Genomic DNA, 12,825 nt, shown 5'->3' on the forward strand with positions numbered 1-12,825 from the left:
AGGAACCACCTCATTCACCCGCCCGGCTCCCCCGTGCGGGTTTTCTTTTTTCATCGCCCGCCGATAAAGTTCTCGCCGCAGCTATGCTATAACCACTTCTCTTTCTCTGGCATCAAGGAACTGATAATGCAAAATAAACCGCTGGCGCTGTTGATCCTCAATGGGAAAGGCGCAGGTAATGAAGATTTGCGCGCTGCGGTGCAAACGCTGCGTGACGAAGGCTTTAATCTGGCGGTGCGCGTCACGTTCGAAAAGGGTGATGGCGATCGCTATGTGCAGGAAGCGGTCGATTTGCAGGCAGAAACCGTGGTGGCGGGCGGCGGCGATGGTACGATTAATGAAGTCGCGACGGCGCTGGCACAGCTGCCGGAACCGCAGCGCCCGGCGCTGGGTATTTTACCGCTCGGTACCGCCAATGATTTCGCCACCAGCGTGGGTATTCCGGAAGGTATGGAGCCGGCGCTGCGGCTGGCGCTGGTAGGAAAAGCTACCGCGATTGATTTGGCGCGCGTCAACGGCAATCGCTATTTTATCAATATGGCGACCGGCGGTTTTGGCACCCGTATTACCACCGAAACGCCCGAAAAGCTGAAATCAGCGTTGGGCGGCGTGTCGTACTTTATTCACGGTTTGATGCGTGTGGATGCCCTGAAGCCGGACAGCTGTGAAATTAGCGGCCCCGGTTTCAACTGGCAGGGCGATGCGCTGGTGATTGGGATTGGTAATGGGCGTCAGGCGGGTGGCGGCCAAAGGCTTTGCCCGGATGCGCTGATTAATGACGGGCAACTGAATTTGAGCATCGTCACCGCGCAAGAGTTATTGCCGACGTTGCTGCATTCGCTGACGCGCGATGATGAAAACCCGAATATCGTTTCAGCGCAGCTGCAGTCATTGACCATTCGCTCACCGCATGAAATGACGTTTAATCTGGATGGCGAACCGCTCAGCGGCAGCGCGTTTGACATAGAAGTGATGCCGGGTGCGCTGAGCTGTCGTTTACCACCGCAGTGCCCGTTGCTGGCTTAACGCACATTACCGTAGCGGCGCAATAAATACGTAATGCCGCTCACGTAAGCAAAAAAGCCTTTTTATGCAGGTGCGCATGAATGCGCACCCTACGAAAAGCCGGTTATATCCATGTAGGGTCACTATTCATGGTGACCCATTCACGCCTAACTGACGAGCATTACGCAATAAATTGCGCCGCTACGATTTGGTATAAATCTCGTCATTACACCTTCATCCAGCGGCGTTCCAGCGCTGAAACAGCCACGGCTTCCAACACTTTCTGCACCTGCAATCCTTCGGCGAAATCGGGCCACATACGATCGCCTGCCGCAATCCCGTTAATTAAATCGCGAATCTCAACGGTCTTCTGATCGTTAAATCCGATACCGTGCCCGGCTGAGACGCAGAAATTGGCGTAGTCCGGATGCGCAGGACCGGTCAAAATGGTTTTGAATCCCTGGCGCCCTGCCGGTTCATCATGGATATACAGCTCCAGCTCGGCCATGCGTTCCTGGGTATAGCGCAGCGTGCCTTTGGTGCCGGTAACCACATAGGTCAGGCCCATTTTACTGCCACAGGCGATGCGCGATGTTTCAAACACACCGTGCGCACCGTTTTTGAAACGCAGCAGCGCGCTAGCCTGATCTTCGTTTTCCACCGGCAACAGGCGCGAAGTATCTTTCGGATCCGGGCGCTGCTGAATTACCGTCATCATATCGCCACTGACTTCATCGATATCGCCAACCAGGTAGTGCGCCATGTTGACAATGTGTGCGGCCAAATCGCCAAGCGCGCCCAATCCTGCCAGCGCTTTCTGGCAGTGCCAGTCGAGCGGGGTTTCCGGACGCGCCAGATAATCTTCATTGTGCGTGCCATAGAAGTGCACCACATCGCCGATTTCACCGCGAGCAATAATCTCGCGCGCGAGCTGGCTGGTGGGATTCTTCATGTAGTTGAAGCCGACCAGCGTTTTCACACCGGCCTGCTGCGCCGCCTGAACCATCTCTTCCGCATCCGCCACCGACAGCGACAGCGGTTTCTCGGAATAGACGTGCTTGCCGTTGCGGATTGCTTCCAGCGCCATCTCTTTATGCAGGAAATTCGGCGCGCAGATATCAACAACATCGATGTTGGGATCGCGTACCAGCTCGCGCCAGTCGCCGGTAGATCGCGCAAAGCCAAAGGTAGCCGCCTGTTTCGCGGCCAGGTCTGGACTCACTTCCGCCAGCATTTCACGCACGATTTCTCCTTTCAGGGCAAAAACCGTGGGGGCCTGCGCATAGGCTATCGCGTGACAACGACCAATATATCCACTGCCAATCATACCGATTCTGACTTTGTTCATGATGATTCCTGCGTTCGTTCGAGTATCAAGTGATATGGAATATATGTTTCGCTTTTTGGCCCGACAACGACGAAATGAAATATCTGTGATCATGCATGCGAGGTATCTGACAAAAACGACAAATCAGAATGTAATTTTGCATAACATTGGTGATAACCATCACAAATACGGCTGCGGCTGGCGCTATTTTTCGCCTTTAAAGCAGCATCAACACTGGAATTGACGCTTTATTCAGCAGTCAGAAAAAATTGTGAAAAAGAGTTTTGACAAGGTGCAGCCTGCTCGTTAATATGCGCCCCGTTCAAACGATTCCTCTGTAGTTCAGTCGGTAGAACGGCGGACTGTTAATCCGTATGTCACTGGTTCGAGTCCAGTCAGAGGAGCCAAATTTAAAAACCCGCTCAGGGAAACCTGAGCGGGTTTTGTCTTTTTCAACGGCACCATTTAGCCTGCCTTGATATCACGATCGCCATTAATGGCGTCCCTGTAAAAGAGTTCCTGAGTGATGGAACAACTTACGCACTGCAATCATCTCTCCCTGTTTCACGCTCTGTGACTTTCTTCACAACTCTGCAACGCCGACTTGTATGGTAGTATTGGTGCGCGTATTTTTTCAGCATTGCTTTCCCATTGATGCCGGCTTCACAACTTAGGTTGGCAGCAGGCAAGGAGTAAATGATGAAAAGTGTGGTGATTGAACAACCCGGTGAATTGGTTTTGGCAGAGCGCCCGCTGCCGCAGCCCGCTGCAGGTGAAGTACGCGTTAAAGTGCAATATGCCAGCATCTGCGGTTCCGATGTGCATATCTGGCATGGGCATAATCCTTTTGCGAAATATCCGCGCGTGATTGGTCACGAATTCTTTGGCCTGATTGATGCCGTAGGTGATGGCGTGGCAAACAATCGCATTGGTGAACGTGTGGCTGTCGATCCGGTGGTGAGCTGTGGTCACTGCTATCCCTGCTCTATTGGCCGCCCTAATGTGTGCAAAGAGCTGCAGGTGATTGGGGTACATCGCGACGGTGGCTTTAGTGAGTATGCGGTGGCACCGGCGAAAAATGCCTACCGTCTGCCCGATAGCGTTCCCGATAAACTTGCCAGCATGGTTGAGCCTTTCACCATTGCCGCCAACATTACCGCCTTTCTCAAACCACAGCCGAACGACGTGGCGCTGATCTACGGTGCCGGCCCGATGGGCCTTACCGCTATTCAGGTGCTGAAAGGCGTTTACGACGTCGAGCAGGTGCTGGTGGTCGATCGTCTGCCGGAGCGTCTGGCGCTAGCGCAGGAAAACGGTGCCGATGGCGTGTTTAACAACAGCGAAATCCCGTTAGCAGCCCAGCTTGAAGGTGTGCAACCCACGTTGATTATTGATGCCGCCTGCCATCCGTCTATTCTCGCTGAAGCCGCGGCTCTCGCCTCACCTGCGGCGCGCATCGGTCTGCTCGGCTTCTCCGGCGAACCTTGCAGCATTACGCAGCAAAGTCTCACCAGTAAAGAGCTGTCGCTGTTCACCTCTCGCCTCAACAGCAATCGCTTTCCACAGGTGATTGAGTGGATTGAGCAAGGCCAGATCCAGCCGGAAAAGCTGGTAACACACTATTTCCCGCTGGCGGACGTTGAGCAAGCCATGACGCTGTTCGAAAAAGATCCCCGCACCTGCTGCAAAGTGATCCTACAAATGGGTTAAGTTAACCCGCACACCAGGTGTCCCCATGCCGGTCATAACCCGCCGGCATTATTACTATAAAAAATGACGATGACGGAGTTTCTATGTTTAAGAACCTGCGCTGGACCCTCGTACTGCTGTTGTTCCTGGTGTTTATGATCAATTACCTCGATCGTATCGCCCTCTCGCTGACCGTACCTTTGGTGGAAAAAGACCTGACGATTAACGCCGAACAGTTCGGCATGATTTTCGGCAGCTTCTTCTTTGGTTACGCCCTTTTCAACTTTATCGGTGGCTTAGCGACCGATAAATTCGGCCCGACCATCGTACTCGGCACCGCCGTCGGCATGTGGTCACTGTTCTGCGGCCTGACGGCGATGGCAACCGGCTTCTGGTCAATGATGATTCTGCGCGTGCTGTTTGGCATGGCGGAAGGGCCGATTTCTGCCTCGGCGAACAAGGCCATTAACGGCTGGTTCCCGAAAAAACAAGCCGCGACGGCGATGGGTTTACTGAGTTCGGGTTCACCGCTGGGCGGCGCTGTTGCTGGGCCGATTGTCGGCTATCTGGCGCTGTCGTTCGGCTGGCGTCCGGCGTTTGTCGTCATCGCCGCAATTGGTTTCGTGTGGCTGGCGCTGTGGTTCTTCTTTGCTGCAGATAACCCGGCGAAAAGTAAACGCGTATCCCCAGAAGAGCGTGCGCTGGTGGAAAAACTGAAAGCCGAAGAACCGGCTGACGTTATCGACCCGAGCGGCAACGCGCACGGACTGGGTTTCTACCTGCGCCAGCCGATCATTCTGGTCACCGCGTTTGCCTTCTTCTGCTACAACTACATTCTGTTCTTCTTCCTGAGCTGGTTCCCGGCGTATCTGGTGCAGGCGCATGGCCTCGATATCAAAGCGATGAGCATCACCACCATGATCCCGTGGATTGTCGGTTTCGTGGGACTGGCGCTGGGTGGCTGGATTTCCGATAAGATTTTCAACCTCACCGGTAAACTGCTGCTATCACGCAAAATTGTGCTGGTGGTTTCACTTACTGCCGCCGCTATTTGCGTAGCGCTGGCAGGTACGATAAAAGAGGTCAACTCGGCGGTGATCATGATGTCGATCTCCATCTTCTTCCTCTACATCACCGGCGCGATTTACTGGGCAATCGTGCAGGACGTGGTGCACAAAAGCCGTGTCGGCAGTATCAGCGGCTTTATCCATCTGATTGGTAGCTTGTCAGGCGTTATCGGCCCTGTCGTCACCGGTTTCATCGTACAACACTCGGGTAAATTCGACAGTGCGTTTATCCTGGCAGGTGCAGTGGCGGGTGTCGGTGCCCTGCTGGTGCTGCTGGTGATTCGTGAACCCAAGGCCAACAACAAACCAGTTTCGGTGTAATTCTCGTGGGGCGCTCAGCGCCCCATTTGCTAAAAGGAATGATTATGTTAGAGCTTGAACGCCTCCCCGCTGATGTACAACGCCCTTCTTACGATCGCACACAACTCAAAACCCGTATGGTGCACATTGGCTTTGGTGCGTTTCATCGTGCGCATCAGGCGCTTGCGACCGATAAACTGGCCGCACAGGGCAGCGACTGGGGCTATTGTGAAGTGAATCTCAACAGCGGCGAGCTGATTCAGGCGCTGCGTCAGCAGGATTTGCTCTACACGCTGACGGAAATGGCCGATGAGACGTTGCACACGCGCGTGATTGGCGTGGTGACGCAGGCGCTGCACGGCAAAAGTGACGGCATTGAGGCGGTGATTGAAGCCATGAGCCAGCCGGAAGTGGCAATTGTCTCGATGACGGTGACCGAGAAAGGCTATTGCTATATGCCCTCCAGCGGCAAGCTGAATCCCGATCATCCGGATATCGTGCATGACCTCGCACATCCAACGGCACCACGTTCGTTACCGGGGCTGATTCTGGCGGCGATTATTCGCCGTCGTGAACGTAATCTACCGCCGTTTAGCGTGATGTCATGCGACAACATGCCGGAAAACGGCCACGTCACGCGCAATGTGGTGACTCAGCTGGCGGAGCGCCATAGCCCGGCACTGGCGGCCTACATCCAGACGCACATCACGTTCCCTTCAACCATGGTGGATCGCATCGTTCCGGCCATGACCGATGCGGCATTCGACACGCTGAGCGCACGTTTAGGCAGCCGCGATCCAGTGGCGGTGGAAGCCGAACCGTTCTTTCAATGGGTGATTGAGGACAACTTCGTAAACGGTCGCCCGGCCTGGGAAAACGCCGGCGCGGAGCTGGTCAGCGACGTATTACCGTTTGAGGAGATGAAGCTGCGCATGCTGAACGGTAGCCATTCGTTCCTCGCCTATCTTGGCTTTCTTGCCGGTTACGACCACATCAGCGATTGCATGGCTGATGCCAGCTATCGCCAGGCGGCACGTGCATTGATGTTGCAGGATCAGGCACCTACGCTGCGTACGCAAGGCGTCGATCTCGAGGCCTATGCCAACTCACTGATTGCACGCTACGAAAATCGCGCCATTAAGCATCGCACTTATCAGATCGCCACCGACGGCACGCAAAAACTGCCGCAGCGTTTGCTCGATAGCGTGCGCTGGCATCTGCGCAACGGCACCTCATGCGATTATCTGCTGCTGGGTGTAGCTGGCTGGATGCGCTATGTCAGCGGTGTGGACGAGCAAGGCGCGCCGATTGAGATCCGTGATCCGCTGAAAGATCGGTTGGCGGACATCGTGGCCAACAGTGAGGAAGGCGCAGCGCGCGTCAAAGCGCTGTTGGGGCTGAAGGCGGTGTTCGGCGACGATCTGCTGCAGCACACCGCCTTTGTCACCCGTGTGACCGAGCTCTATCAGCAGTTAGTGAATCAGGGCGCGCGCGCCACGGTGCATGCCCTTGTCACACAAGGCTAAGCGCCTTCATAAATGAGTAGCGCAGACGCAGCGTGCTGATTAGACTGAACCTTTCTCATCGGGCTGGCACATGCCAGCCGTAATACGGATATTGCTGCATGTCGACTGCCTATACCATAACCACCAGCGAACCGGTAAATCAGCAGATCTATCGTTACCTGCGTAAAGATATCGTGACCTGTGTCATTCATCCGGGCTCGCTGCTGTCGGAGAAGGAAGTGTCGGCGCGCTTTAACGTTTCCCGTCAGCCGGTACGAGAAGCTTTTATTAAACTGGCCGAAGCTGGATTGGTACAGGTTTTACCGCAGCGCGGCACTTTCGTGCGCAAGATTTCCGCTCAGCGCGTGGCCGACGGCCGTTTTATCCGTGAAGCGGTAGAGATTGCTGTCGTCCGCCGCGCCGCGCAGGAGATTGATGCAGCGGGACTGATGGCGCTGGAGCACAATCTGCAGCTGCAGCGTTTGGCCGCTGAACGGCATGACAGTCAGGCTTTTTTAGCGCTGGACGATGAGTTCCATCGCTTAATTGCCGAAGGGATCCATTGCCTGCTGGCATGGGAAACGGTGGAAAATATTAAAGCCACCATGGATCGCGTACGCTTTCTGACGCTGAGTGAAGTCTCACCGCCGGAACGGTTGATTCAGCAGCACGAAGATATTTTCAATGCGTTGAAAGCGCATGATGTTGAAGCCGCTGAAAGCGCGATGCGCCGCCATTTACAGGAAATGATTTTGACCATCACGCCCATCGCCGAGCGCAACAGCGAGTGGTTTGAGGCGCCTTAATGCTAAGAGGTCGCCATGAATGGCGACCCTACGATATGCATAATATTCAATGTGTTGTAGGGTCAGCATTTATGCTGACCTTTCACGCAATCACGCAATCGACACATCTTTCGACAAATAGACATCTTGCACCGCATTAATCAACTGCACGCCCTCTTTCAGCGACTTCTTAAACGCTTTACGGCCAAGGATCAGCCCCATACCGCCCGCACGCTTATTGATCACCGCCGTACGCACCGATTCAGCGATATCGGTTTCACCGGCAGAAGCACCGCCTGAGTTAATCAAACCTGCGCGCCCCATATAGCAGTTCGCCAACTGATAACGTACCAAATCAATCGGATTTTCCGTGGTCAGTTTGCTGTACACGCGCTCATCGGTGTGACCAAATTTCACGGCGTTATAGCCACCATTATTCTCAGCCATCTTCTGCTTAACGATATCCGCACCGATGGTGGCCGCCAGATGATTGGCCTGGCCGGTCAGATCGGCGCTGGCGTGATAATCTACCCCCTCCTTCTTGAATGCATCATTACGCAGATAGGCCCACAGTACCGTTACCATTCCCAGCTCGTGTGCGCGTTCAAACGCCGCAGAGATCTCTTCAATCTGCCGACGTGATTGTTCAGAGCCAAAATAGATGGTGGCGCCAACGGCTACCGCACCTAAATTAAACGCCTGCTCCACGCTGGCATACAGCGTTTGGTCGTATTGCGTTGGATAGCTCAGGGTTTCGTTATGGTTCAGCTTCACCATAAACGGGATACGGTGCGCGTAGCGACGCGAAACCGAAGCCAAAACGCCATATGTGGACGCCACGCAGTTGCAACCGGCTTCAATCGCCAGTTCAACGATGTTTTTCGGATCGAAATAGGCAGGATTGGCAGCAAACGATGCGCCCGCCGAGTGCTCCACGCCCTGATCGACCGGTAGAATGGATAAATAGCCGGTGCCCGCCAGACGTCCGGTGTTGTACAGGGTTTGCATGTTGCGTAATACGGTAGGAGAACGATTGTTGTCGATCATCACACGATCAACATAATCCGCGCCGGGTAAATAGAGGCTGTCCGCTGGAATGGTCATGCAGCGATGTTGAAGAAGGCTATCCGCCTCTTTGCCCAATAACTGTACGATGTCCGTCATGTTCGCTCCTGATAAATGGCTGGATTGGAACCGACACCTGTCGATTCCCCCCCAACAGCCTGGACCGGAATGCCGCAGGCTGGCAAATTGCTGACTCCATTTTTCAGACGGATTCGCAGTGAAAAAGCGGCAATCTGGCGTTACGCCCTACCACCACTGATGGAAATGGTGCACTGGCCCAATGCCTTTGCCCACTTCCAGCGAATCGGCATGCAGCAGCGCCTGCTGCAGCCAGGCTTTGGCTTCAGCCACCGTCGCCGCCCAATCATTATGCCGTGGCCGCAGTGCGGCCAGCGCCGCTGAGAGTGAACAACCGGTGCCGTGCGTGTGTTGGGTATTGACGCGCGGCGCGGTAAAACGCTGGCGTCCCGCGCGGGTGATCAGCCAATCCGGGCTCTCGGCATCACTAAGATGTCCCCCTTTCATCAGCACCGCCTCACAGCCAAGATCCAGCAGCGCATCGCCCTGCTGCAGCATGGTTTTTTCATCCTGCGCCATAGCGCACCCCAACAGTGCTGCGGCTTCCGGCAGGTTCGGCGTGATCAACGAGACCTGCGGTAGCAGCAGTTCGCGTACGCTGGCTACCGCATCCGGCGACAGCAGCGCATCGCCACTTTTGGCAATCATTACCGTATCCAGCACCACAAACGGCAGGCTGGCGCGTTTCAGCCGCTCGGCCACCACTTCAACGATCGCCGTTTCTGCCAACATGCCGATCTTTGCGCTATCAATGCGCACATCGTCCAGCACCGAATCGAGCTGCGCGGCAACAAAATCGGGTTCGATACGATAAACCGACTGCACGCCGCAGGTATTCTGCGCCACCAGCGCAGTGATGACGCTGGTGCCATACGCGCCCAGCGCGGAGAAGGCTTTCAAATCGGCCTGGATACCGGCGCCGCCACTTGGATCGGTACCGGCGATGGTTAATGCGTTGATGCGTTTCATACTGTCATCTCCAGCGTCCAGAGCGCATCAAGAAAAGCCGACGCAAAACTGCCCGGCCCCTCGACTTGACGCGCCGTGATTTCACCGGCTAGCGACATCACACGACAGGCAGCGGCCACATGCAGCAGACGCTCGCCCGGTAAGCTGGTGAAAGCCGCCACCACCGCCGACAACGCGCAACCGGTGCCGACCACCCGCGTCATCAGCGGACTCCCGCCGGGGATCGCCAACGTTTGAGTGCCATCGGTAACGTAATCCACTTCGCCGGTTACGGCGACGACAGTGTCATAGTCACGCGCCAGCTGTTGCGCAGCGCTCAGCGCGGCATCGGCCTGATGCAGACTATCCACGCCACGACCGCCCGTTGCCTGATTAGCCAGGGCGAGAATTTCTGAAGCGTTACCACGAATCGCCGCCGGATGCAGACCAAGCAGCTGCTGGCAGAATTCGGTGCGCAGAGTTAATGCGCCGACCGCAACTGGATCCAGCGTCCACGGCGTGCCGGCTTTTTGCGCGGCCTGCACCGCCGCTAACATCGCGTCTCGACGATCGCGCGTTAGCGTGCCGACGTTTATCAATAACGCATCGGCAAACCCGGCAAACTGCGCGGCCTCTTCAGCATCAATCACCATCGCCGGAGAAGCGTGCAGCGCCAGCAATACATTGGCGGTAAAGGTTTGCACCACGTCGTTGGTCATACAGTGCACCAGTGGCGCTTGCTGTCGCAGGAGGAGCAAGGATTGCGCGAGTTGCGCAGTGGAGAGAAGGTTAGGCTGTGTCATAAAGCTCCCAACCGGCGATCAAGAAGGCGAATGCGGTCAGGCATCTGACTTCCCTACGCTGGCATTATCCAGATCAGGTCAGCGGGTGTATCTCAGCCCTGTGTTACAGGGGCACCCCGAGTCATAGCATGAATGTATTGCTTCATGCCGCAGACAGGATAATGGCAGCATCAGAGCTTGTAAATCAGTGAATGCCTCGTTCATTCATCCTGAGCAAACGAGGACGTTCCACGCCGCACCACCTTAAAATCGAGACCTGTCTGAATAACGCTTGATAAATATCAAGCCCATCTCGCTTGAAAATCGGCCTAATGGCATCCCGGATTTAAAGACAGACACCGCCCACCCCAATCCGGTAGCGATAATGAAATTAAAATTCTTCAGCTTTATTCCGCATGCACATCGATGGCGCAACGTCCAAATATCCCGTAAAGGCGCAATTTCGCCAGCGGGTCGCCACTATTTTTCTACTCATGTAGAAGCACAATGCAAAAGCTGCGGTGAACGACTGCATAAAGTCTATTACCGCGATATCAGCGATGCCGAAGCAAAACGCTGGTTAGGCTAAGGACGTATAAAGATAAAAAAAAGCCCCGCAACACAGGTTACGGGGCTATTGCGTGGCTATCGCAAAAATTATTCAGCCGGTTTAGTACGAATCAGATAATCAAAGGCGCTGAGTGAGGCTTTCGCACCTTCACCGCTGGCGATGATGATCTGCTTATATGGCACCGTGGTGCAGTCGCCGGCGGCGAATACGCCTTTCAGGCTGGTTTCGCACTTGGCATCAATAATGATTTCGCCCATTTTAGTGCGCTCAACCGCACCTTCCAGCCAGGTGGTGTTTGGCAGCAGGCCAATTTGCACGAAGATACCGCTCAGCGCGATTTCATGGCTGGTTTGGTTATTACGATCGATGTAGGTCAGGCTGGTAACCTTACTACCGTCACCTTTCACTTCCGTGGTCTGCGCATTCAGAATTACGTCGACGTTTTTCAGGCTGCGCAGTTTGTCCTGCAGCACTTTATCGGCGCGCATTTCGCTGGCAAATTCCAGCAGCGTGACGTGCTCAACAATGCCGGCCAGATCGATCGCCGCTTCAACTCCTGAGTTACCGCCGCCGATCACCGCCGTGCGTTTACCTTTGAACAGCGGACCGTCGCAGTGCGGGCAATAGGTGACGCCCTTGGTGCGATACTGCTCTTCGCCCGGTACGCCCATGTTGCGCCAGCGCGCCCCGGTGGCAATGATAATGCTGCGAGATTTCAGTACCGCGCCGGATGCGGTTTCAATCGCGTGCAGACCGCCCTCTTTCGCCGCAGGAATCAGCTTAATGGCGCTCTGGGTATCAATCACATCCACGTCGTAATCATCAACGTGAGCGCGCAATGAACCAGCCAGCTTGGCGCCTTCGGTTTTCGGCACGGAGATGTAGTTTTCAATGTCGACGGTGTCGAGCACCTGGCCACCAAAGCGTTCGCCCATCAGGCCAGTACGAATACCTTTACGTGCCGAGTAGATGGCCGCTGCTGCGCCCGCTGGGCCGCTGCCGACGATCAGCACTTCATAGGCATCACGTTTGTTCAGCTCTTCCGCCGCGCGTTTATCGGCGTTGGTGTCCACTTTACCGACGATTTCCGCCAGGCTCAGACGGCCCTGACCGAACTCTTTGCCATTCAGAAATACCGCTGGCACGCCCATCACGTTGCGTTCGGTGATTTCGTTCTGGAACATACCGCCATCAATCGCGGTATGGCTGATGCGCGGATTCAGTACCGCCATCAGGTTCAGCGCCTGTACCACGTCAGGACAGTTGTGGCACGACAGTGAATAATAGGTTTCGAAATGGAAGTCACCTTCCAGCGCTACCACTTGATCCAGCAGGCTCTGCGCTTCTTTCGAAGGGTGTCCACCGGTTTGCAGCAGGGCTAAAACCAGTGAAGTGAATTCATGGCCCATTGGCGAACCGGCAAAGCGCGGACCGCTCTGGCTGCCTGGGTTAGTAATCAGGAAAGAGGGTTTACGCACCGGACGATCGTTCTCTTCACGGAAGCTGACTTTATCTGACAAGCTCGCGATATCGACCAGCAGAGTACGGATCTCTGCCGATTTAACGCCATCATCCAATGTGGCAATCAACTCAACCGGTTTCGTTAATTTCTCAAGGTAAGCCTTGAGCTGGGTTTTTAAATTGGTGTCGAGCATAGTGAGTTCCTGTCATGAAAATCGGGTGCCGTAGCACCCGATAGAGAA

At 55.0% G+C, this 12,825-nt stretch carries 11 protein-coding genes, 1 tRNA gene and 1 riboswitch; of the genes, 7 read left to right on the forward strand and 5 right to left on the reverse strand.

The window, feature by feature from the left end; genetic code table 11:
• The first annotated feature begins 126 nt into the window (after positions 1-126).
• Complete coding sequence (gene yegS / locus AC07WB_RS12800) at positions 127-1,026, forward strand: lipid kinase YegS (RefSeq protein ID WP_097096692.1); 900 nt, start codon at positions 127-129, stop codon at positions 1,024-1,026.
• Positions 1,027-1,231: 205 nt separating this feature from the next.
• Here yegS and AC07WB_RS12805 read toward each other — a convergent pair whose 3' ends face one another.
• A complete protein-coding gene (locus AC07WB_RS12805; RefSeq protein WP_097096691.1) occupies positions 1,232-2,353 on the reverse strand; it encodes a Gfo/Idh/MocA family protein in 1,122 nt (373 codons plus the stop codon).
• Positions 2,354-2,663: 310 nt separating this feature from the next.
• Here AC07WB_RS12805 and AC07WB_RS12810 point away from each other — a divergent pair.
• The 5 genes from AC07WB_RS12810 (at position 2,664) to AC07WB_RS12830 (ending at position 7,699) form a co-directional block, all read left to right on the forward strand.
• A tRNA-Asn gene (locus AC07WB_RS12810) sits at positions 2,664-2,739 on the forward strand.
• 292 nt (positions 2,740-3,031) lie between these two features.
• Positions 3,032-4,042, forward strand: coding sequence for a Zn-dependent oxidoreductase (locus tag AC07WB_RS12815; RefSeq protein WP_400456437.1), 1,011 nt, complete (start codon positions 3,032-3,034; stop codon positions 4,040-4,042).
• 83 nt (positions 4,043-4,125) lie between these two features.
• Entirely contained in the window at positions 4,126-5,409 is a 1,284-nt protein-coding gene (locus AC07WB_RS12820) for an MFS transporter (RefSeq protein ID WP_097096689.1), read from the forward strand.
• Positions 5,410-5,453: 44 nt separating this feature from the next.
• Positions 5,454-6,914 (forward strand): mannitol dehydrogenase family protein, encoded by a 1,461-nt coding sequence (locus tag AC07WB_RS12825; protein ID WP_097096688.1) that lies wholly within the window; start codon positions 5,454-5,456, stop codon positions 6,912-6,914.
• 98 nt (positions 6,915-7,012) lie between these two features.
• Positions 7,013-7,699, forward strand: coding sequence for a GntR family transcriptional regulator (locus tag AC07WB_RS12830; RefSeq protein WP_097096687.1), 687 nt, complete (start codon positions 7,013-7,015; stop codon positions 7,697-7,699).
• A 90-nt stretch (positions 7,700-7,789) separates the two neighbouring features.
• Here the strand turns inward: AC07WB_RS12830 and fbaB are convergent, their stop codons facing one another.
• From fbaB to thiM, 3 genes are all read right to left on the reverse strand, one after another.
• Positions 7,790-8,842, reverse strand: coding sequence for a class I fructose-bisphosphate aldolase (fbaB, locus tag AC07WB_RS12835; protein WP_097096686.1), 1,053 nt, complete (start codon positions 8,840-8,842; stop codon positions 7,790-7,792).
• 147 nt (positions 8,843-8,989) lie between these two features.
• On the reverse strand, positions 8,990-9,790 hold the full coding sequence (thiD, locus tag AC07WB_RS12840; RefSeq protein WP_494940620.1) for a bifunctional hydroxymethylpyrimidine kinase/phosphomethylpyrimidine kinase: 801 nt from the start codon (positions 9,788-9,790) through the stop codon (positions 8,990-8,992).
• On the reverse strand, positions 9,787-10,572 hold the full coding sequence (thiM, locus tag AC07WB_RS12845) for a hydroxyethylthiazole kinase (RefSeq protein WP_097096684.1): 786 nt from the start codon (positions 10,570-10,572) through the stop codon (positions 9,787-9,789). The genes thiD and thiM overlap by 4 nt, the downstream gene beginning before the upstream one ends.
• A gap of 33 nt (positions 10,573-10,605) precedes the next feature.
• Positions 10,606-10,701: riboswitch (TPP riboswitch) on the reverse strand.
• Between the two features lie 235 nt (positions 10,702-10,936).
• Here thiM and AC07WB_RS12850 point away from each other — a divergent pair.
• Positions 10,937-11,140: a hypothetical protein gene (locus tag AC07WB_RS12850; protein WP_097096670.1), complete on the forward strand. Its 204-nt coding sequence runs from the start codon at positions 10,937-10,939 to the stop codon at positions 11,138-11,140.
• A 68-nt stretch (positions 11,141-11,208) separates the two neighbouring features.
• Here the strand turns inward: AC07WB_RS12850 and ahpF are convergent, their stop codons facing one another.
• Positions 11,209-12,777 carry an alkyl hydroperoxide reductase subunit F gene (gene ahpF, locus AC07WB_RS12855; RefSeq protein WP_494940621.1) on the reverse strand — a complete coding sequence of 523 codons (1,569 nt, stop codon included), beginning with the start codon at positions 12,775-12,777 and terminating at the stop codon, positions 11,209-11,211.
• Positions 12,778-12,825: the final 48 nt, after the last annotated feature.

It is taken from the genome of Pantoea sp. GW821-FHT03E06, assembly GCF_059420725.1.